Below are 22,873 nucleotides of genomic sequence, written 5' to 3'. Positions count from 1 at the left end.
GCTCCTGTTGGTCAATATCAGGGGGTGACAAAAGAGATTAATCCTCTGCCATATCCTCATCATCGGTCCGATCAGATGCCGCTGGAGGGGCGTTCTGTATCAGAAAAATTTGCGCAGGCAGGGTGAAGTTACGCAGTTGCAGCAGACCTAATGGGCCTTTGCCCAGCTCGGTGCGTAATATCCATTGCAGTGATTGGTTATCCATGGTGGTGAAGGTCAGTTGATAACGCCCTTCATCCAGCTTTTTCTGTTTTGCCTGTTCCAGCCAGCGGATCAATCCCCATGTCCCCTGATAATCACCGTATAAACGGGCCCCGGAATTCACGCCAGTCCAGGTCAATAGCGTACCGGGTTTGTAGGTATCACCCGGCCAGCGGAAACTCTGCCAACTTTCCATCTGGTTGAAATAATGCAATTTCTGTCCATCAATCGCTAAATTGGTTTCCACCACATTCGGAACCGGACGTGCCAGTAGCTCAAAGCGCAGCCCCTGACTGCCGTCAGTGAACAGAATATCGGAGACTTGACTCAGTTGATTAATGGCCGCCAGAAAGTCCGGGTTAAACGTCAGCCCCTGGCTGTTCACTTTACTCGGAACCCAGCGTGTCCCTTCTTTATGCAGCACGCCACCCAGCTCACGGGTCAGGAAGCTGTCGATACGCCCGCTATCCTTACGAATAAATTCGGCCAGCATCGGCAGTGAAGCATCGCTTTTACTGGCGGCAAACGGGTAACGCCCGTCAAAGGCTGATTTCCAATTGGCCACCACCGCGTTTTTCCACTGGTCGTTAAGGCTGGCCGACGAAGGTTGCAACACGGTCTCCCACGCCTGCGTCAGCGGCTGAACAAACATCGTCTGCCCAAAACTGCTCCATTCCTCTCCCAGACTGGCGGCAATCAGGCTGCCGTACTCCTGCGTGTCCGTCAGGTCGACACTTTTCCCTTGGAAAACGGTCTGGGCCAGTACCTGAGTCATCTCTTGTGGGTTCGAGGCATTAACCACTTGCTGGAGCTTAAGCCGTACCCTAGTCACGCGGGTGAGTAACGTTTGCAGGCTCAGCGAGCTGTCGGACGACATCCTGTTTTGTGCATCACCTTTGCCCATCAATGCCAACAGCGGGCCAAAGGTCTCGTCCAGCGGGCCTACTGGCCCATCGGCACTCTGGTCAATGGCCGGGGTCTGATCTTTATGCATCAGCGCCTTGGCGGACTTCACCAGAGAATCCGATAACGCCTGATTCTGCTGCCCAGTCTGTCCTTGCCACGCCAGCGTGTTCATCAGCGCAATCAGCGGCGACTGGCGTACATCACTCATCAGCGTCAGTTGGTCAATCACATCCGACAAGTTATGCGCCTCATTCCAGTGCAAACTGTTGAGAAAACTCAGCCAACTCCCAGCAAAATCGGTGAAATAACGTTCCGTCAGCCGCTTTTTCAACGCTTCCGGTGAAATATCTTCTGATATCGCACGGCGGTTATCACTCAATACCCAGTCAATTTCTTCGCGACGGGAGGCCACCGTTTTATCTATTGCCTGCTGAATTTGCTCATCCCAGGCCTTGCGGGTAAACATACCGGGCACAGATTCCGAGGTCTGGAACAGACGCTGAGCATCAGTGTCGCCGGTCATGTCCGTCAGCGTCATGTCGGCATAGTTGCGACGCACCGATAGCAGCATGTTTTCATACAGCGTACTTTCTGCATTGCGCTGACCAATCTGCCCCAGCAAGACCTGCCGTACCTGGCTTACCAACCCGGTATCCGGTTTAATTTTCCAGTCCGGCTGAGCAGGCAGATTTTGCGCATAAAATTGCCATAAGTCTGGGGCCAGACTCTGCCACAGACCAGGAGACACACCGGCACGCGCAGGCTCGGTGGTCTGCATCACCTGTGCATAAAATGCAGCATCGGCTTTTTCCGGGCGTGACATCATCAAATAGGCCTTTAACTGGTCATAGCCTGTTTTTGCCAGTGCCGCACGTTGCGGGCTGTTAGCCGGCAGTTCCGCCAGTTCACTGAGTTTCTGATGCAGGCTTTGCGCGGTGGCATCCCTAAGAATGCGGTTGTTGGCCTGGCCATACCACGGCATCAGGACCTCAAGCAGCGGCGCATTATGATCCAGGCCAAAGCGCTGATACCAAGGTGCCCCCTGCGCCACGCGAGATTGTAAGCGCCCGATATCATTGCGCAGGGCTTGTAGGGCCATGAGTTGCTGGTCAGAGACCGCTTGCGACTGCGCCAGTTGCTGTGCCTGCTGCGCGGCAGAGACCATTTGGTGACGGTTGACCGCAAATGACACCACACTGCCCACGCCCCACAGCACTATCAGTGCCAGCAAGCTGTAGCACAATGTCTGCTCCCACGGCAGCCCGACACGGCGTCCACGGGCAGAACGACAGTCATCCAGTACCCCCTGCCAGCGGTCAGATGCAGTCCAGTTTTTCTCGTGCACACGCGCCGCCGATGTTGATACCGCCGGCAAACTGAACATCAACCCACGCAGGGGAATACGCGTCGCATACTCGGTAAACCACGGTGTCAGACGCTGCCGCCAGTGGGTGGCATCGCCCTGCTCCAGCGACTGCGCCAGGCGCAACAAGAAATCATGGTGCGGTTCGACAGAAAGCTGCTGCATCCCCTGCTCACGTAACTGCGGCAACAGAGCGCGCAGTTGAAGCTCAACCGCCTCTGGCGTGGCTTTCGCCGGGAACACCACCCCGACTGGCTGCTCCACCCGCGTATCCTGAGCCCACTCGCTGTCGCAGACCTGCCACAGATACACCGGTGGTTGATAACGCAAGGTGGCACCCATTTTTTCCAGGGTTCGCAGGCCGTTGTCCATCCACTGTGGATGACTACTTTGCGCGGCGGTTATCGCCCAAACAATGCCATCAAACGGGCGGCCACGGCGCAGTTTACGCCACTCACTCAGCCCGGTTTCATCGGCTGGACTTTGCACGCTATCACCGTGAATAAGCACCGTACGCTGCCCTTCCAACCAGCCCTGTTCCGCCAGTTGCGGTGCCAATGCGGCGATTTCGTCAGGTTCACCCACCACCATCAGCAGCCGGACTTTGTAGCGCCAGAACAGACCGTAACGGCGGCGCAGACGGGTTTTCAGACGGGACGGTTCGCCCTGCTGAATATCTCCCACCTTCGCGTTTTCTTTCAGCAACGGCACATCATCGCCCTGTGCCCGCTGCCGTATCTCATCAAAGTGCTTTCTGCCAGATAACCGGGTTCCGACATACGATAGTAATGCACACAAGGCCAGTATCCCTGTTCCCACCATTAGTCCCGTCAGCCAGCGATCACGTTGCGGTGTTCCCTGAATTAATCCCACCCGTTCTGGATGTTGCCAGACCAGCCAGCACAACACGGCACCCGCCAGCAAAAATAACAGGGCAACAATCCAGAACCAGACTTCTGGCTTTTTAATCGGTAAGGCAATGCGCTTCACGTTTCATTCTCCTTGCGGGAAGCATAAGGGGATACAACAGTACTCCAGACAGTGTCACTGCCTTGTTCACAACTGAGGATCATATGTGGTACCGCGGAATGACCGATGGCCTGCGCGGCGGCAGCTATCGCCAGCCAGGGAGCAGCACATCCTGGATATCCTAAGAATTCATTAAAATTATGGACATCCGGGCCGGGTGTGATGCGGGCCAGCGGTGCTTTACCCTGAACACCGATGGCACTGCGATATCCCTCACTCTTTGCAAATAACCCCGCCAACCAGAGATGTTGTATGACATTCGGCGGTAATGGCACCCAGTCAGCCGCCTGTAACACCCCCGCCTGCAATGTCTCCTGCTGTGGGGGGGTGGATTCCGGGCGGTGTAACAGCGCCAATGGGGTAAGCACTTTCTGCGTCAGGCGGTTGGCAAATAGCAACCCCACCACTGCCTCTCCTGTCATTTCGGGCTGTTCAGGGGCTATCTGCACGGCGACAACCAACAACAGCGCATTATCTTTGATACGGTGATCAAGCCAGTGGTCGATAACACTCAACCCGACGCCTGATAACAACGTAGTAGGCTGACAAATATCGCTCTCCTGCCAGGCTTGCTGCCAGAGCGCCTGCACCCGAGGTCTGGGCACTGATGAAGAAGACTCCAACAGAATAGCGACCGTATTGTCGGAGGGAAGCAGGGACAGGGGGTCAGCCAAGTTTTCCAGCAGAGCAGAAAACACGGTAAGGAGGTGTGCCTCTGGGGACAGGCCTTCAGTGACCGGTAACCGACTGTGCCGAACACTGCTTTCTCTATTCCAGGCAGTCTGAGGAATAATTTTATTGTCATTACGCAGTAACGCATCAACTATCTCGGTAAATTGCAGGTCAGAGTCATGCGCCGTACTGCATTCAGCCGCCAGAATTTGTAACGCCCGACGCCCACGGCGAACTTCCTGCAATATGACCTGCTCGCGCCGTCTATCCCAGGCGTTTGCCTGGATCTGCTGTATCAGATAAATCGCCAGACGAAACCCCATGAGAACCAGCCAGAAAACCACCGGGATACCGATGGCAAGCCACCAGAATTCGGTATTGCCCAGCACTTTCCCCAGAAAACGCATCAGTAATATTCCTGCCGCAGTAAGACCCAGCAATACAATCAGCCAACGTAATGGCTTGGGCGGCGAAGGACGTAATGATGGGCCGGGAATGGTGGTTAATTTTACGGGCATAAGAGGACTCGAATATTAAATAACGAAGAGGAAAGCATTCTGTCATGACGTAATTAGACTGGTGTTTCGCGTATGCAGTGTGATAACACGCAGCTAGTTAGATGATTTAACCCATACTTGTCATATATTAACCAAGGTTTATATTAGGGTACTGATCAGTCACTTCCCTTTAGATTGATTTATTTTTTCCTGTTGGGCCATCACACCACCATTTGTCATGGTCACGCGCCCATTTTGATATGTGAATTCAGATTTATCATCGAAACTCATAGTAGATTTATCTGTTCCCCATGAAACGTGCATTAATATAGAATTTAATACTGGAGGATAAAATGAATCAGATATTACCAACGAGTCATTAAGATCAATAACTCTAAACTTAGCACATTGAAATATTTTATTATTTGAAGCACAATCCTGAGCATCATATGTTATCAATAGTTCTTCAATGACTTTAGATTTATCTTTTGATGTGGCAAGTCCTAACAAACAAAAGTCTCACTAACATCATTTGCTTTAAAATAAGTAATTAAGTTATCATTTGAATAAATTCCCACCTGCTTTTCATCTATTTTTTGATATTAATAATCCTTTAATGGTGTTGCACCCAAATGAGCCGAGTTTACAACTCAGTTCTATATGCGCACTAGAAAAAGAGCATGGTAATATACTTAAAAATAAAATACAACTCAACATCCCCCCTTCATTATAGTTTACTTATCACACCCAAAAGATCTACACCTTACATTGACTCCCTTATGTAGTTAAATAAGTAAAATAATCATGGGATAAAGTGACGATCAAATGGTGAAAGTGATTCACATAATAGTTTATCTATGAATTCGTATTTATTTATATTTATATTAGCCTTATATTCCTGTTGAACTTTATTTAAACTTCCATATGATGGCATGGATAAAACACTCATCATGTTATTTTTTTCTTTCATAATAAGCATACCATCAAAACCATGCGTTATCTGGTCATCTCTATAGTTTTTAAGTATATATTGTATTTGGGAAATAGAACTCGCATCTCCAGACAATGCTCGGTTCACTAACTCTATATTAATTCCATTTGGAACTAAATTAACATAGGCTATTGATATCCCGTTCCCATATCTTTTAGCCCAACATTCTTTATTTTTTATATACTCATTACTATTTTCACGATATTCGATAAACGTTTTTTTACTTATATCATCTCCCCATACAAAAACAAAATATCCGCGTTCACCTGAATATCCAGAAAAACTAGATAATAAAATAAAAAAAAACATTATTAGTTTGAATGATTTCATATCATTAACGATCCTTAACTGGTTTTTTAACTTTACCTTTGGATTTTCTGGCATAGGCTATACCAAACTCTTTGTTTAACTCAACAATATCATACTCATCTAACTTCTTTTCAAAGTCTGGGTTGTAAATGGCAGGAACATAGTAGCCAACAAAATTCTTTGTTGTGTCAGATTCAAGCATGAAATTTATAGAATCATCCTGGTTACCACCTAATACAATAATTTGATCGGTCACACTATCTTTCCCATAAACAAAAGCAACATGACCATTACCCGATTTTTGCCAAATCATTAAACAACCAAAAACAGATTTTTTTATTTTTTTAAAATTCACATCCTTATCTGCAAAAGAGTTTGATCCTGCGTAATTATGTGAAGTTTTATAATTAGTTGAATAAAAACAATAATTTACAAATGAAGCGCACCATGGCGTATTAGATAATGTTCTTTTCGTATTAGCACTTAATAATTTATGGAAATTATCACCTATGACAGACTCATCAACCCCCCCCCATTTTTCAGCTTCTTTAACTGCAACTACCATCCAAGGAGCTTCGTTCTGGAGTAAAGGTATGTGTGCCTGCCCATTCCCACTATTTTTTCCACCTACCGTAGCAAGTTTTTGTGACTTCTGGGCAACTGGTTTGGGTTTAGCTTCTAGTTTGGGTTTAGCTTCTGGTTTGGATTGCGTTTCTACTTTTGGCTTAACTTCTGATTTAGGAGTCCTCTTTAGTTCGATATCTTTTTTTGAAGGATATGGAGGTACTGGGAACGACGTCCCCTTTTCTTCCCAAGGCTGTTGCTCGCTTAAGTCAATACCTTTATCAGCATTGCCATATATAATTAGCACTTTACCTGGGTATATTTTATTAATATTTTTTATATTATTATTCTTGGAAATATCGGAAATACTTACATTAAAACGATTTGCAATTTTTGATAGAGTATCTTTTGACTCAACAATATACTCAATAGGTTTAGGCTTGCTTTTTTCTCTGGGTTTCTTTGGCTGTTTAGGTAAAGTATGAGCAGTATATTGAGCTGATTTTTTTTTCAGTACTATTCTCTTTGACTCGAGTCCTGTAGCTGCATAAATAACCTCTTCTTTACCTGATGGGCTACTCGACTTTACCTCAATCCTCATCCCATCATTAAGATGCGCAATAAGAGGAAGCTCGCCATAATTATTGGTTAACCACTCATAGGTACAAGTGCCAAGCGTCACTTTCAGTGGATAACCCACAACGGGTTTTGTACCATCAGATAGGGTAATTTTAGTTGTCTTTATCCATTCTTCTTTCCCTTCTTTTCCACTACCCTCTTTTTTCTGAATTGCCTGCATCACCTTTTCAAAAGTAGCATTATCCATGTCACTAATTTTTTGTGTTCGTGACGCACCACTATAATTAATTATATGTTCTGCATATCCTTTAGGGTCATTCCCATCACTTTTGGGTGCATATTTCGCTATCATTTCATCGATCGTAGAACTCCCATACTTACCTTTTAATAATAATTTTTTTGCATTAACACCATCCTTGTAACTAGCAAAAATAGCAAAATCATGCTTATTAGGATTATTAACTGTGCCAATGCCAATTCTACCAGGCTGCTTTGATATATCTTTGGAAGCTATAAGATTTCCTGGATTATTAAAGCGCCAGCTTAGATCCCCACCAATTTTTAATAAAATTGAACCATCATCGGCTTCATATTCGACAGTCTTTTTATTCTGATGGTTAGTAGCCGTTATAAATTTAACTGGTTTCATTTTTTCCACTATTGATTAGTTCGCGAAATTGATGAAATATCATCCAACAGAACAGGTGTCATATGGTACCCAGTCTGGGCCAGAAAAATACGGCCGGTTACACTGACCTGTTTTTCAAGAAACTGACGATAATCCTCATACTCATTGTTTTCAAGGATAAGTTGGACATCATTTCCCCATCCTTCTTGAGTATCATTTGCCTCTATGACACATGTTAATGGATTATCAAGATGTAAAATCCAGTAAGTTAGCTTCTTATCATTTTTGGGATCCTCTCCCCAGCCTGGAGGGCCAAAAAACACTTCTTTTTTCAAGCTACCGGATAACTTTACCGCATCACCTTCGTTTAAACATGCAGCATGAATAAGTAAGGAAGGTACGATCAATACAAAACTCAAAATAAATTTGTAAATATACGTTTTCAATACTAGATATCCTCTTCTACATAGCCAATAAATTTATTAATTATCGTATCAGGCAATCTATTACTTTGTTGTTCTTGAGCGATATTCTCGAAATAAGGATCACTATCTATATCGTATTCATCCGGTTCGCTAAACTCCTCACCGATAGGGTCTTCTGTTGACGCTATAAGCTCTTCTACTGTCCATTTTTCCTCACCTAAAGTCAGCGTTAACTCATCCGCTTCTTGAGTTTTTACTCTTGGGAAACGGCCGGATTGATCCAATACTCCTGAAGCTATAACTTCACCAGCGCTATTACGGATATTGTAAGGCTGCCCGACAAGATGCCCCATAGACCCAATAACATGATCGTCACCATAGAATGCAAACCGTAAACTATGTTCTCCAGGTTCAATAATAGGAAAAACAGGTATTATAGATTTTAAACTCGCCTTTTCCTGACGCTCGTAATGTCCTGCCTTGGTCATATATTCACCAGCCGTGCCTGACTCAATCCGATTCTCATCCAGCGTGATATAACTGCCACCTGCATTTAGCGTAATCCTCTTCTTGGCGGTGATTTTTATCTCATCCTCGGTACTAGTGATCGTTATCGCTTTACGCGCCAATAACTCCATCAGATCATTCTGCGCCTGAACTGTTATCGGCCCCTGATTGGCTATCAGCTTCATCCCCAGTTTTCTGACGAAGATACTTAAGGTATTTCCCACACCAATAAAGAAGTTCTTTGCTACGCTGATGTCGCTGTTCTTACCGGCAGTGGCTATCAGGTTTTCGCTGGCAGATATTTGCAAATGCTCACCACTGCTCAGGGCAATGCCTTTGGGGGCGCTCAGCAATACTACCGCTTGTTTCAGCTCGCTCAGATTTTGCTGCAACAAACTGATTTGTGCCTGCAGGTCGGCCGGACTGGCAGTGGCGGTTTGTGCATCCGCGGAGATAGCCTCCATCTGTTCCTGAGCACCTTGCAACAGGCCAATAGCCGGTTGCATCTCCAGCACCTGCCCCTGGGCTTTGGCCTGACCGTCTGCACTGATAAAAATGCCCTTTTCTGCACGCAATGCACCAAAACTGTCGGTACGCAGCTCAAAACCTTCACCCCGAGGCTGTTTCTCCTGGTCGACCAAATGCCCCAGATTCAACTGGCTTTTGCCGCCATATTCGGTGCTGAGCTTGATGTGCTCTTTACCCCGTTCATCCTCAAGGCGCAGTTTGTTATTCGACGGAGTGCGCAGTACGTTGCGTTTGTAATTACTGATGGTGACATGGTCGCCGTGCGCCGAGTCGTGCAACACAGAGGCAATATACGGCCGGTCCGGGTTGCCATCCTCAAACGCAATCGCCACTTCGGTGCCCGCCAGCAGCGGCAGGTGCAGGCCGTAGGTGTCACCCGCATACGGTCGAGCCTGACGAACCCACAAGCTTTCGTAACCCGGCTCCCAACTGTCACGGTCGAACATCAGATTGACACGGTAGCGCCCGTCTTTGTCGATATGACCATAAGTGTCGTTTGCAGTGGTGCTGGTCACCCGCGCCGGCAAGGTTCCGGCCATGGTCGGCTTGCGGATAAGTGCTGGACGGAAGCAATAATCTTCGGAGTAAGGGATGGCCTCAAAATGCACTTCATAGCTGCGGTCACGGCGGGCATAGCTGGTGATGCGGGTGATTATCACCCCTTTACCAAACTGTGCCGGCACATCGCTTCCGGTGACTTTCAGTTCCTGGCCCGGCCCCAGTGTCGCCGCATTGGCTACCCCCGAAAAGCGCGCCTGATTGTTCAGGTAACGTTCATGGCGCAGGCGGGCATAAAATGCCCCACTTTCACTTTCCGGCTCACGCCCTTCGCTGCCTGCGGTCAGGTAGTTATCGGCGTAATGATAAGCTTCGCCGTAGGTGGTGGTATCACCCCGAGTGATGTCTGCCCCGGCCATCATATCGGCAGTCGCGGTGCGATAGTTGTAATCGCCGGTACTGACCGATTTTTCAACCACCTGATGAGCACTGGACAAGTCCCAGACCGACTCCACGCCGCTGTCGTGCATCCCCGAAGGTGGCACCGCTTGTAGCGTCAGCCCTGGCGGGTAAAAACGTTGGTCATCGTAAAATTCCACCACATCAATATTGAGTTTGGGGTCAGCGGTAAAACGAAACCAGATCCCCACTTCCGCCAGCAGGCGGCTGATAAAGGTCAGGTCATCTTCGCCGTATTGCATCACCTGCTCGCGGCGCGGATATTCACGGGCCAGCGTGAAGACAAAATCCTGACCGCGCATGTCATGGCGCTCACGCAGAATTTTTTCCACAATCTGCGGCACCGACATGTCCTGATAAATCCCGTTCTGATGGCTGCGCGACAACAAAGCCAAACGCGGTTGCAGACTCAGTTCGTAACGGCATTCATCTTTTGAAGCAGACAGGCGTTTAAATCCGGTCACCACGCCGTGGATCACCCGCTGGGTCTGCTGAACCGTCACGCCAAAGGCTTCGGCCACCGGGGCCGCCAATGTCAGTGACGCGTCCTGCATCAGCATCGTGGCCGGGTCAATCGCCTTGTCTGCGCTGGTAAATTGAATGTCGTAACAGAACGGCTGACTTAAGCTTTCGTGGCCTTCAAAACCCAGCACATCGACGGGAGCCGTGCTGTCGCGGACCACCAGTTTGTGGTGGCTATGGTCAAACCGAATAGCAGGGAGAGAGGTATTCATTTTTATTCGCCTGTATTGTAGATACCTGCTGATTTATCTTAAATAATATACTTTTCAATTTAGATATTAATCTTATTACCAACTCCTACAATCCCTAACCGCCTCTGACATTCGTCACTATTAATACTTAGCCTCCGGCCTTTAGAAAAATTCGAGACACACCAAACACCAATCATGGGAAATATAATATTTATCAGGCATTAATTAAATAATGGTATTTAGCATTTAATTTAGTTAATAATTACGTTTTACACACCTATATCGAATGCTAAAGAAAAAACTCACTTAATACACCGTTAAAATCAACACTCATATTACTCGACTATTTTTACTTTATATTCTTTACCAAAGTAACCTTTATCCGTGCTACCAAATAACGACCCACTCACTCTAAATATAACGTCACCAGAGACTAAAGGAATCCCTTTTATAATCAGATCATCTCTACCTGGCGGTTGTTCAGGATCATCCAACGTTAATACCAACCCTGACTCAACTGGTATGGAATCCCCCTTAAAAGAAGCAATAGCACCGCTACCACCCGTTATTTTAAGTTTAGCATAGTAGGGTTGCCCTAATTTACCTTCAGGTAAGTTAGGTGGTTCAACTTCGGCCTGCTTCATAAGAAGAGGATTAAGCATCATTCCACAACCACCCAAAAAAATCGCAAATACAAGTATTGAAAATATTCTTAAAAATTTATCCATAATAATTTATGGTATTTTTGTAAATACCAGCCCCCCAAATGAACAATTTAAAAAATCATCTAATGTTAGATCTTTATTAAGTCTATTTGTTCGCACTTCACCCCATGTAAATAGTTTTAGCATTACATTTTCATTAACACTAGTCTTTTTCGAAACAAGAGCACTTGGTAATTTTTCAACATCAGTTTGTGTAATTTTTGTTGTCTCTAAACCACTTTCCCATACTACCCAATGGTCTTTAAATGAAGTATCAGCCCCCCCCATCATCTTTGCACTTACCAGTGCAACGATATGTGTAGAATAATTGACCGTGTCTACAAAATCATTAAGAGCAGAAATATCTGTTAAATCACTATGAGAGAGGCTAATGTTACTAAAAGTATTTTTTGCACCAACAGCGGAAAACCATTCTCTCATCACACCCCACATTGTAATTGCAGATGCTGCATCACTAACCTTATTGTAATTCATAATATTATTTGAGGAGTCTCTTAAACTAGCCATAAAAATCCAATCAATAGCAGGTATTTTAATTTCTTCGATACCATTATAATCAAGTCCAAACAAATCCACCGGTTTCTTAACTTCATCGGAAGCTGTAATAACTAATGAGCCAATTCTTGTTTTACCAGTTTCCCATAAATCCCATATTGCCTGTTGATATAAATCAAATCTATCCATCATCAAACAATAAGTGAAAGCAGCAGGGCCACATAACATTGTTCTTTTTTGATTGGGATAAAAATTACCTATCGCCCTATTAGATGACCCATATTTTCTCTGATTCAAGGCCGCTTCTATATCACTTTTTTTAAATGGATTGTTTACTTCGTCAGTTTTAGGATGCTGAGGTGACTCAAATACACTATCTTTTTTACGGGTAATAAGATGGTGGGCAATATTGCCGTCCCCTTCCCGCTGTTCTTTAGTTGATTTTAATGTTTCATAATAACAAACATTTTCACGGGAGGAATTATCACCATTAAATTTACCAAATGAATAAATCGATGTTGCAGGCCTTAGTAACACAGGTTTATCACCGGTTGTCGTTTTACGGTAAAGCATGACCTCCATAATATAAACTGTGGACTGTTCTTCTGTTATATCAATAGTTTTGTGTTCTTGTGTTCTATAGTCTGCTGTTAATGGTTTTATACCGGTATCAGGTAAAACATAAATTCGTTTTCCATAAACATCCTTATATAGTGAGAAACTATAAGAAAGCTCATCATATGATACATTAGATTTTATTTTAGTCTGAACAACATGAACCGACATCTAGCCTCCACAAAAACAATAATCACACTTAATTCACTATCAATTTAAGTTGAAAATTAAAAAGATCAAGTGGTTTTTAGAAACATTCAAAAAATGCATTTTTACATCTTAAGAACACTATACCTGTAAATTTATTTTTATATTTTGCTCATCATCGGTAACAAATATTTCCGTATTACCTTTTGCATCTGTCACTCCTTTAATTTCTCTTCCATCGACAAGATAAGCAATATACGGTGTATTTGAATAAGGTACATTATCATCATCGGTAAATAGAAATTGTAGATTATGCTTCCCACCGGGAATCAGCTGAAATTCGGGCATTGCCACTACCTGCTTCGCTTTTTCCTGTCGCCCGTAATGCCCTGCCTTGGTCAGATATTCTCCGGCAGTTCCTGACTCAATCCGATTCTCATCCAGCGTGATATAACTGCCGCCTGCATTCAGCGTAATCCTCTTCTTGGCGGTGATTTTTATCTCATCCTCGGTACTGGTGATCGTTATCGCTTTGCGCGCCAATAACTCCATCAGATCATTTTGCGCCTGAACTGTTATCGGCCCCTGATTGGCTATCAGCTTCATCCCCAGTTTTCTGACGAAGATACTTAAGGTATTTCCCACACCAATAAATAAGTTCTTTGCTACGCTGATATCGCTGTTCTTACCGGCAGTGGCTATCAGGTTTTCGCTGGCAGATATTTGCAAATGCTCACCACTGCTCAGGGCAATGCCTTTTGGGGCATGCATTAATAAGACTGATGCGGTTAGATCCTTTACCCTCTCATTTATCAGTGATATCTGTGCCGATATATCTGCGGGATTCGCCGTCGCTGTCTGTGCATCATCTGACAGAGATTGCGCCATCTCCTGTAGCGAGGTCATTTCACTGATAACCGCGTCCATCTCCAGCACCTGCCCCTGAGCTTTGGCCTGACCGTCGGCACTGATAAAAATGCCCTTTTCTGCACGCAATGCACCAAAACTGTCGGTACGCAGCTCAAAACCTTCACCCCGAGGCTGTTTCTCGTTATCGACCAAATGCCCCAGATTCAACTGGCTTTTGCCGCCATATTCGGTGCTGAGCTTGATGTGCTCTTTACCCCGTTCATCCTCAAGGCGCAGTTTGTTATTCGACGGAGTGCGCAGTACGTTGCGTTTGTAGTTGCTGATGGTGACATGGTCGCCGTGCGCCGAGTCGTGCAACACAGAGGCAATATACGGCCGGTCCGGGTTGCCATCCTCAAACGCAATCGCCACTTCGGTGCCCGCCAGCAGCGGCAGGTGCAGGCCGTAGGTGTCACCCGCATACGGTCGAGCCTGACGGACCCACAAGCTTTCGTAACCCGGCTCCCAACTGTCACGGTCGAACATCAGGTTGACACGGTAGCGCCCGTCTTTGTCGATATGACCATAGGTGTCGTTTGCAGTGGTGCTGGTCACCCGCGCCGGCAAGGTTCCGGCCATGGTCGGCTTGCGGATAAGTGCTGGACGGAAGCAATAATCTTCGGAGTAAGGGATGGCCTCAAAATGCACTTCATAGCTGCGGTCACGGCGGGCATAGCTGGTGATGCGGGTGATTATCACCCCTTTACCAAACTGTGCCGGCACATCGCTTCCGGTGACTTTCAGTTCCTGACCCGGCCCCAGTGTCGCCGCATTGGCTACCCCCGAAAAGCGCGCCTGATTGTTCAGGTAACGTTCATGGCGCAGGCGGGCATAAAATGCCCCACTTTCACTTTCCGGCTCACGCCCTTCGCTGCCTGCGGTCAGGTAGTTATCGGCGTAATGATAAGCTTCGCCGTAGGTGGTGGTATCACCCCGAGTGATGTCTGCCCCGGCCATCATATCGGCAGTCGCGGTGCGATAGTTGTAATCGCCGGTACTGACCGATTTTTCAACCACCTGATGAGCACTGGACAAGTCCCAGACCGACTCCACGCCGCTGTCGTGCATCCCCGAAGGTGGCACCGCTTGTAGCGTCAGTCCTGTCGGGTAAAAACGTTGGTCATCGTAAAATTCCACCACATCAATATTGAGTTTGGGGTCAGCGGTAAAACGAAACCAGATCCCCACTTCCGCCAGCAGGCGGCTGATAAAGGTCAGGTCATCTTCGCCGTATTGCATCACCTGCTCGCGGCGCGGATATTCACGGGCCAGCGTGAAGACAAAATCCTGACCTTACCGCGCATGTCATGGCGCTCACGCAGAATTTTTTCCACAATCTGCGGCACCGACATGTCCTGATAAATCCCGTTCTGATGGCTGCGCGACAACAAAGCCAAACGCGGTTGCAGACTCAGTTCGTAACGGCATTCATCTTTTGAAGCAGACAGGCGTTTAAATCCGGTCACCACGCCGTGGATCACCCGCTGGGTCTGCTGAACCGTCACGCCAAAGGCTTCGGCCACCGGGGCCGCCAATGTCAGTGACGCGTCCTGCATCAGCATAGTGGCCGGGTCAATCGCCTTGTCTGCGCTGGTGAATTGAATGTCGTAACAGAACGGCTGGCTTAAACTTTCGTGACCTTCAAAGCCCAGTACATCAACAGAGGCCGTGCTGTCGCGGACCACCAGTTTGTGGTGGCTATGGTCAAACCGAATAGCAGGGAAAGAGGTATTCATTTTTCGCCTCCTTCAAATTCAAGGGTAATGCCGTCGGCTTCATCCCAGCCCAAGGTCAGCGAGGTGGTGCGCTGTTGCTCACTCATGCGGCTTAACAGTTGTTGGCTCAGCACCGGTAAAATCTGCTGATTCAGCAGGCTATCGATGTTGCGCGCGCCAGTGTCCGGCAGCAGGCAGGCGGCGACTAGCGTGTCGTACAGGCTTTCTTCAATCGAGCAGTGCAAGCCGTAATGTTTGTTCAGGCGTTTAGCGACCTGTGCCAGTTTCATCTCGACGATGGTACGCAACGCGGTGGCATCCAGTGGGCGGTAGATCAGGGTCTGGAAGCGGGCCAGCAAGGCGGGCTGGAAGTGGTCACGTAGGATCGGGCGCAGCAGTTCATGCAGATCGCTATGGGTCGCTTCCGGTTGTTCATCCAGTAACTGCATCAGATGATCACTGCCCAGATTGGCGGTCATCAGGATCACGGTGTTACGAAAATCAATTTCGCGCCCTTCACCGTCGCGCATAAAGCCACGGTCAAATACCTGATAGAACAGGTTAATGACATCAGCGTGCGCTTTCTCAACTTCGTCAAGCAGCACCACGCTGTACGGGCGCTTGCGCACCGCCTCGGTCAGAATGCCGCCCTGACCGTAACCGACATAGCCCGGTGGCGAACCTTTCAACTGAGAAACGGTGTGCGCCTCCTGATATTCAGACATGTTGATGGTGATCAGCGATTTCTCGCCACCGAACAGTGTGTCGGCCAGTGCCAGCGCAGTCTCGGTTTTGCCCACCCCACTGGGGCCAACCAGCAGGAACACCCCCAGCGGGCCATTTTCGGACGTCAGGCCGGTTTTGGCGGCGCGCAGGCGTTGTGCCATCTCAACCAGCGCCGCATCCTGACCGACCACCCGGGTCGCGAGGTGGTTTTCCAGTTGCAATAAATCGGTCTGTTCGTCTTTCAGCAGGCTGCTCAACGGCACGCCGGTCCAGTCGGCGATAACCGTCGCCACCGTGCGCACATCAACATCCAGCGACAGCAGCGGCGCATTACCCTGAATCTGACTTAACTCTTCCTGCAACCTGGCCAGATGTGCCGCGTTGGCGATATCCTGACGCGCGTCGATAATCAGGGCGGTGAGGCGTTGCTCTGCTGCATATTGCTGTTCAAGCGTTTGCTGCCCAACCAGCAGTTCTGCGCGGCGTTGGTCAATCTCAGATAAGCGGGTTGAACCGATACTCGGCAGCAGGAGCAAATCCTGTTCGATGGCCTGTTGCTCCATCGCCAATGCAGCCAGTTCGGCGTTAATTTCCATCAGCGCTTCGGGTAGCGTGTCGATGCTCATGCGCACGCGGGCACCGGCAGTATCGAGCAGGTCCACCGCTTTATCCGGCAGTTGGCGACCGGTCAGGAAGCGCCGCGACAGGGTAACCGCAGCGGTAATAGCAGAATCCAGAATATGCACGCCGTGGTGCTGGGCGTAGCGGCCCTTTAAGCCGCGCAGCATCAGGCTGGCTTTGGCGTCGTCCGGCTCGTCAACTTTCACCATCTGAAAGCGGCGTTCTAATGCGGCATCCCGTTCAAAATACTGTTTGTATTCCGACCAGGTGGTAGCAGCAATGGTGCGCAGTTCACCACGCGCCAGTGCTGGTTTCAGCAGGTTGGCGGCATCTGCGCCACCGGCCTGATTACCGGCACCGATGATGGTGTGGGCTTCGTCGATAAACAGCAACACCGGTGTTGGCGATTGTTGTACCGCCTCGATAACATTTTTCAGCCGCTGCTCGAACTCGCCTTTGACCCCAGCCCCGGCTTGCAACAGGCCCAAGTCCAGGGTGCGCAGGCTGACGGTTTTCAGGCTATCCGGCACGTTACCTTCGGCAATGCGCAGCGCCAGCCCTTCAACCAAGGCGGTTTTACCCACACCCGGTTCACCGACCAGAATCGGGTTGTTTTTACGGCGGCGCGACAGGATGTCGACCATCTGGCGGATCTCGGTATCGCGACCAAAAATCGGGTCAATCTGCCCGGTTTTCGCTTTAGCAGTAACATCGAGGGTAAATTTATCCAGCGCCGCTTGCAGGGCGTCATTGAGTTGCGGCTGGCCGCTGGTAGAGGTAGTAGTCGCTGCCTCATTGGTCAGATTGACCGGGCTGTCTGCCAGTGCCGCAGCCTGCTGAACTTCAGGGCGCTCGTCTGATTGGCTGTCCAACAACGGTAGCAAGCGGTGTAACTGGGTGGTACTCAGGCTGAGCAACGGCCAGGCGGCATCGGCGGCCAATAATGATGGCGAATTTATCAGAGCAGATAACAGATGGGCGGAACGCACCGCATCAGCATTTTCCTGCAACGAGGCATCCAGCCAGGCACTTTTGATCAGTTGCTGTAACGCGGCTGACAACTGAGGTTTGCCCTGCACCGTGCGCGGCAAAGTATCCAGATGGGCCAGCAACCCCTGCCACAGGCTGTCCATGTCCCACTCATAACGACGGGCAATCACCGTGATATCGCCTTCACCCTGTTCCAGCAGTTTCAACAACCAATGTTCAACGGTTATCTCGGCATGGGCACGGGTCTGACACAGGGTTGCAGCACCGGCCAGTGCCTGCGCGCAATAGGGATTTAACCGACGTAATAAGTGTGCTGAATGCGTTGTCATAAATTCTCTTCCTTGTATGCGAAACCTGATACGTTAGCCGGTTTCACTGGCGTTATTGTCGCCGTCAGTTTGAACACGGACAGCGCGCAAGGCCCGGAGCGTACACGCAGTACGTGATGGCCCGAGCACTGCCTAGGTGCAAAATGGCAAGTAAAATAGCCAGATGAAGCTGGCGTCGGGCACGCTACCGCCCATAGCCATAAACCAAGGCCCATAAGGTCATCTGATAAAATGTGTGTGCGTTTGGCTGAATACCGATACCCCGATACTGAGCTAAAAACACAAAAAGCAGACGGCGAACCGCCTGCTGCTGCGGGTTACCCTAAATAATTCGTGTTGCAGGCAGGCGGCAAATGAACGAATCCCTGGGAGCATAGATAACTATGTGACCCGAGTGAGCGAACGTAGCCAACGCACCTGCGGCGCGAAGAATGACGGGTAATTACGCGGTAGTACGCTCGTTCCAGGAATCGGAATGAATGATGTTGCCGTCTTTGTAAGTCCAGGTGATTTTTTCGTAACGCAGCTCAATGGCTTCGAGGTGATTGTGTTTCTCTTTGGCCGGATCCTTGATGTCGTGCATCTTCGGTGCCACTTTCACCAGTTTCACGTTCTCAAGCTTGGTATTGAAATATTCCACTTCCTGGCCCGCATCGTTAATGCGATACCATTTGAACTCAGCGGATTTCAGGGTCTGGCCGGTGGTTACCGCTTTGTACAGGTACGGGCTGGAAGAATCGATTTCCTTGGTGAACAGGAACGGGGTATGGATACGGGTGCCGGTCAGCTTGCCCGTGTTGTTGTCTGTCGGGATATACAGGTTATGTTCCTGTGCCACGATCTCAATGCTGCCTTCGCGATCTTTAACATCTACGGAACCTTTAATGTCCGCACCGCCATCATCTTTCAGCCACAGATATACTGGAATTGCCATGGGTTACTTCTCCATTTCTAGGTTAATCACTCATCAATCATTTGATGAGTCTTGGGGGCTGGTGCTTTGCAGGCATCAACCTGCGGCACCAAACTAATATCGACACGACGGTTGAGCGCACGGCCTTCCGCAGTGTCATTTGTTGCAATCGGGCGTGTCGCCCCGTAGCCCTGAACCGCAAAGCAGGTGGGTGAGACGTCGCTGGTTGAGAGCATCCAGTCGCGTAGTGCTTCTGCGCGTTTAAGTGACAGCGTCTGATTAGCGTCGGCATCACCCGTAATATCGGTATGCCCTGCAACCACTATCAGCCAGCCGGGTTTGGCTTTGATGTCGATAAGCGCGTTGACCAGCATTTTGGTACTGCCCGGTTTGAGCTGGAACTTGCCCGTATCAAATAACGACAGCGCGTCGAGGCGTACCGTTGTTGCTACGCCCACTTCCTCTATCGCTGGCGGTGGGATATAGGCTTGAACAGCATCGAGTAGAGGCTGGTGCAGACGTTCCCCCTGATACAGCCCCAATCCCATACGCAGTGGTTCACCATTACGGAACCACTCATTGAGCTGTGCAGCATCATGGCGTAATACCTCAACAGCTTTTGCTTTTGGGCCATAATCCGTCATGGCTATGCTGTGGTAATGGCGAATATCAAAACTCACACGGTGCAACAATTGTCGGTTTTGCCAGGCACTGCTGCACAAAGCCACTATTGCCGCCAGGGTCAGTAAAGTGACGCCATGGCGCAGCACCCGGCGACGTGACGACACACCACTGCCGAGGGGAAGTGTTGAAAAGACAAAATCTGGCAAAGGCAAGACGTCATGCGCAGCCGTCGACGGTGGATGCCAACCGGACACCTGTGTCAGCGAGGTATGGGCGGTTAGCCAATGTTGCCAGAGGGAGCTTTGCTCTATATCTGGCAGACCAGCAACCTGCTGCTGAATAATCTGCTGTACAGAGACCGGTGCCACATCCTCATTGCGCGCCTGCAACACCGGGAGCACTTGTGCTTTCAGCCAGTCATGATGGCAGCTGAACAACACCGTCTGTTTCAGTCGTTCCGCCTGTACAACATTGCTTTGTGCGCGCTGCCAGTCGGCCAGAGATCCCGGCGTCGAGATGGTTGACCAGAGCGTCAGCGGCGGAGTTTGCTGTTGTGACAACCAAACCGCATCATGGGCCATCAGTGTGGCCACCGTGCTACTCACCAGCAAGGGAATGTGATGGCGGCTATCGCTACGCAGTTGCATCAGTTGCCAGCGCAGCTCTTGCAGATCGGTGGCCAGCAGGCGCTCATCGCTGCGTTGCTGTGGATTCACCACCACCATCACCGCCAACTGAGAGGCCCATTCAGGCCGCTGCCACAGAAGCTGTCGGGTAAACAGTTGTAGGCTGTTTATCTCATCCACTCGCAGCCAGCAGCCTTGCGCAGTCTGCAGCATCCTCTCGGTGCCAAATAATGATGCCAGACCATCACCACAGACCAGCACCACCGGTAAACGGTGGTTTTCAGGTGGAAGCGGATTTTCGGATGGTAGGGAGAATAGCGGTTCAGAGAATGCCATGTTCGGTTGACGTCTAGCCCGCCCTATTCCCACCAAGCAAATAAGGGCAACCAGCAACAGCATAAGCCAGCCGACTAACAGAGAGAAAGGCAGGAACGCCAGACACAATATGACCGCCAGAAGACCCGCCCATAGCCATAACCCATATCGCCACAGCGGACTCATCACATTGGCCCCGGTAACAATGTCGGTAACAAACCAGATAGCCAGTGGTCAAGACCCCACCACAGCAGCGCGACCATCAGCGCAGCCAACCCCAGTCGCACTGGCCAGTAACGCAGCCAGACCCCAAGACGGTTACGGGATGAGGCAGTTGCCAAGATCCCACGTGATGGTGAAAAGCTGAACGCCGGTACCCGTGCGGTCAGTTGGCTGACCAGTTGTTCCCGTTCAGGTACCGCAATAGAGCGATATCCCCCGAGGAACCCCAACATCAACACCCGGTGAAAACAGGTCAGTACTGCACTATCGGGTGCGGGCTCACGCAACACGGTGCGCATCTGCTCATAAAGCTGGTTACCGGCATCTAGAGTGTTGAAAAAATGCGCCTGCAAGGGCGAGTGACACCACACAAAGTAGGCATCATCCTGTACACCGCGGCCTTTCACAGTTTCATCCAGCAGAGCACATTGTGCGTACCTGATGTGCTGGCAACTTTGTTCGCTGTGGCCGGCGTCTTTCAGCGCCTGATGGACACGTTCAATGTCTGCAACACAGCGTTGCCAAAATGCCTGCCCTTCACCTTCGGAGCAGGCCATTCCCTGACGCAGGCTGATCACCTGCAGCCAGGTATCCTGTAGTAATGCATCAATATTCCCCGTAGGGGAGTGTTCAGTTATTTGATGGTTCATGCGCGCAACACCGCAAACAATTCCAGTTGGATCTCACCCAGCGTACCAGGCACATAGAACACACAAGCCCCTGCCTCCATCATCTGCTTCGCAGCAGGGTGGCTGAGATCAAGGGAGAAATACTGATTTTCCAGGCGCAATGGGATGGCGGCAGGGACATGGCTCAGTGGACGCAATGGGATCCCGCTCAGTGCAACATTCACCACATTACCGACATCATCCGGCGCTCCGGCTTTACACAACTGCGGGAACTGGGTTTGTAACTGCGCTGAAGACAGAGTGGAACGTACCGACAGATAGAAATCGGCCCCCTCACGCAAGCGAGGATCACGCAGGGTCGCTCGCCACTGATTGATACGCGGTTCATGCTCCAGCTCAATCGCCACCACCCGAGAAGGGAGGCTGGCTTCCAGCAGAATATTCAGCAAAGCAAATAAGGGAGGAAAGACGCGGGTCAGGTGTTCATGCTGATAGGCTGGGATCGCTGTCACCTCGTGTTCAAGGGAAAACGTCAGCAAACTGCCCGCCAGTCTTGCCAGTTCCTGATACAGCCGTTCTGGGTGGATCTGTGGATAACGCTGAAAATTCCCCAGCACCGGTTCAGCGCTGTTAAGGGCATTGAGCAGCCAGAACAGCGACACATCCGCGACAGCAAAATCGGCCATTCGTGCATTGCTTTCCCGGCGCATGCCCATCAGTCGCTGTAAACGCGCCCGAAGCTGCACCATCAGTAATTCCAACTGTTCGCCACACCAGGCACTGGCCTGCAGGCTCAGCATAGGCGGGATAAAACGTGGGTCCAGTGTCCAGCGACCTTGCGCATCCCGCAGCAAACGCGCCACCGGGCAGACCTGATAATCGCCGTTTTCCTGACTGTCCAACCGCAGGGTCAGTTGGTGGTACATCACCGCGACCTGCTTTTTATCATCCCCATACTGATTTTGTACATCGCGCCAGGCCTGACGATGGCGCACGGGCCGTTCGCCCCGCTCATCGGGTTGCAGACAGTTCCCCCCGTTGGCATACAGTTGTGGCATCGCCAGCATAACCGTGGCTTCGGTGGCCTCCGGCGGCAGATTGGCGGCCAGTGTCAGTGTCGGGGGCAACACATCAGCACAATCGGTGTCCACCAGGACACCGTCCTGAAAACGAAGGTGCAAACGTTCTGCTTTCAGGCGGCCCTGAGCCAATGCATCTAATGCAAAAGTGGCCTGAAGGACTCCCCAGGGATGCATGACGCCCATTTGTGCGATGCATTCATTGGTCCAGGCCTCCCAAGAAGCCTGTTGTTGAAATTGCTGCGGGGAAATCAAAACTCCGCGAGTCCACAGAGGACGTTCAATCTTCATGGGTACTTCCTTGCGTACAATCATGCCCGATAA

Annotated in this window: 14 protein-coding genes and 1 pseudogene; all 15 read right to left on the bottom strand. The window is 49.6% G+C overall.

Translation table 11 applies throughout. The features are described from left to right. Nucleotides 1-37: 37 nt before the first annotated feature. The 15 genes and pseudogenes from V1953_RS03260 to tssK all read right to left on the bottom strand — a co-directional run bounded on the left by V1953_RS03260 (nt 38) and on the right by tssK (nt 22,840). The gene (locus tag V1953_RS03260; RefSeq protein WP_442847552.1) at nt 38-3,460 is read right to left on the bottom strand and encodes an ImcF-related family protein; all 3,423 of its coding nucleotides are present in this window, start codon (nt 3,458-3,460) and stop codon (nt 38-40) included. Further along, nucleotides 3,457-4,689, bottom strand: a complete 1,233-nt coding sequence (locus V1953_RS03255; protein ID WP_442850645.1) for a hypothetical protein — start codon at nt 4,687-4,689, stop codon at nt 3,457-3,459. Before V1953_RS03255 ends, V1953_RS03260 begins: the two co-directional genes overlap by 4 nt. 159 nt (nt 4,690-4,848) lie before the next feature. Beyond that, nucleotides 4,849-5,178, bottom strand: a complete 330-nt coding sequence (locus V1953_RS03250; protein WP_442847550.1) for a hypothetical protein — start codon at nt 5,176-5,178, stop codon at nt 4,849-4,851. A 292-nt stretch (nt 5,179-5,470) separates the two neighbouring features. Beyond that, nucleotides 5,471-5,989: a hypothetical protein gene (locus V1953_RS03245; protein WP_442847549.1), complete on the bottom strand. Its 519-nt coding sequence runs from the start codon at nt 5,987-5,989 to the stop codon at nt 5,471-5,473. Between the two features lie 4 nt (nt 5,990-5,993). Beyond that, nucleotides 5,994-7,760, bottom strand: coding sequence for a TIGR02594 family protein (locus V1953_RS03240; RefSeq protein ID WP_442847548.1), 1,767 nt, complete (start codon nt 7,758-7,760; stop codon nt 5,994-5,996). Nucleotides 7,761-7,768: 8 nt separating this feature from the next. Beyond that, nucleotides 7,769-8,185: a DUF4431 domain-containing protein gene (locus V1953_RS03235; RefSeq protein WP_442847547.1), complete on the bottom strand. Its 417-nt coding sequence runs from the start codon at nt 8,183-8,185 to the stop codon at nt 7,769-7,771. Between the two features lie 2 nt (nt 8,186-8,187). Then, complete coding sequence (vgrG, locus tag V1953_RS03230; protein WP_442850644.1) at nt 8,188-10,890, bottom strand: type VI secretion system tip protein VgrG; 2,703 nt, start codon at nt 10,888-10,890, stop codon at nt 8,188-8,190. Between the two features lie 314 nt (nt 10,891-11,204). Continuing rightward, nucleotides 11,205-11,600: a hypothetical protein gene (locus V1953_RS03225; RefSeq protein ID WP_442851296.1), complete on the bottom strand. Its 396-nt coding sequence runs from the start codon at nt 11,598-11,600 to the stop codon at nt 11,205-11,207. Between the two features lie 3 nt (nt 11,601-11,603). Further along, complete coding sequence (locus V1953_RS03220; RefSeq protein WP_442850643.1) at nt 11,604-12,875, bottom strand: hypothetical protein; 1,272 nt, start codon at nt 12,873-12,875, stop codon at nt 11,604-11,606. Between the two features lie 117 nt (nt 12,876-12,992). Next, nucleotides 12,993-15,496 (bottom strand): annotated as a pseudogene (gene vgrG, locus V1953_RS03215) (type VI secretion system tip protein VgrG). Beyond that, nucleotides 15,493-18,141 carry a type VI secretion system ATPase TssH gene (gene tssH, locus V1953_RS03210; protein WP_442850642.1) on the bottom strand — a complete coding sequence of 883 codons (2,649 nt, stop codon included), beginning with the start codon at nt 18,139-18,141 and terminating at the stop codon, nt 15,493-15,495. Before tssH ends, vgrG (V1953_RS03215) begins: the two are co-directional and overlap by 4 nt. A 442-nt stretch (nt 18,142-18,583) precedes the next feature. After that, entirely contained in the window at nt 18,584-19,075 is a 492-nt protein-coding gene (gene hcp, locus V1953_RS03205; RefSeq protein WP_004711812.1) for a type VI secretion system effector Hcp, read from the bottom strand. Nucleotides 19,076-19,101: 26 nt separating this feature from the next. Further along, nucleotides 19,102-20,805 (bottom strand): OmpA family protein, encoded by a 1,704-nt coding sequence (locus V1953_RS03200; RefSeq protein ID WP_442850641.1) that lies wholly within the window; start codon nt 20,803-20,805, stop codon nt 19,102-19,104. Beyond that, entirely contained in the window at nt 20,805-21,491 is a 687-nt protein-coding gene (gene tssL / locus V1953_RS03195) for a type VI secretion system protein TssL, short form (RefSeq protein ID WP_083162569.1), read from the bottom strand. The genes V1953_RS03200 and tssL overlap by 1 nt, the downstream gene beginning before the upstream one ends. Beyond that, nucleotides 21,488-22,840, bottom strand: coding sequence for a type VI secretion system baseplate subunit TssK (tssK, locus tag V1953_RS03190; RefSeq protein WP_050292348.1), 1,353 nt, complete (start codon nt 22,838-22,840; stop codon nt 21,488-21,490). The genes tssL and tssK overlap by 4 nt, the downstream gene beginning before the upstream one ends. Between the last annotated feature and the right edge of the window lie 33 nt (nt 22,841-22,873).

Source organism: Yersinia sp. 2541 StPb PI (assembly GCF_052217145.1).
Classification (GTDB): Bacteria; Pseudomonadota; Gammaproteobacteria; order Enterobacterales; family Enterobacteriaceae; genus Yersinia; species Yersinia enterocolitica_E.
Note: the sequence above shows the minus strand (reverse complement) of the source record. Positions and strands in the feature narration are given on the sequence as shown.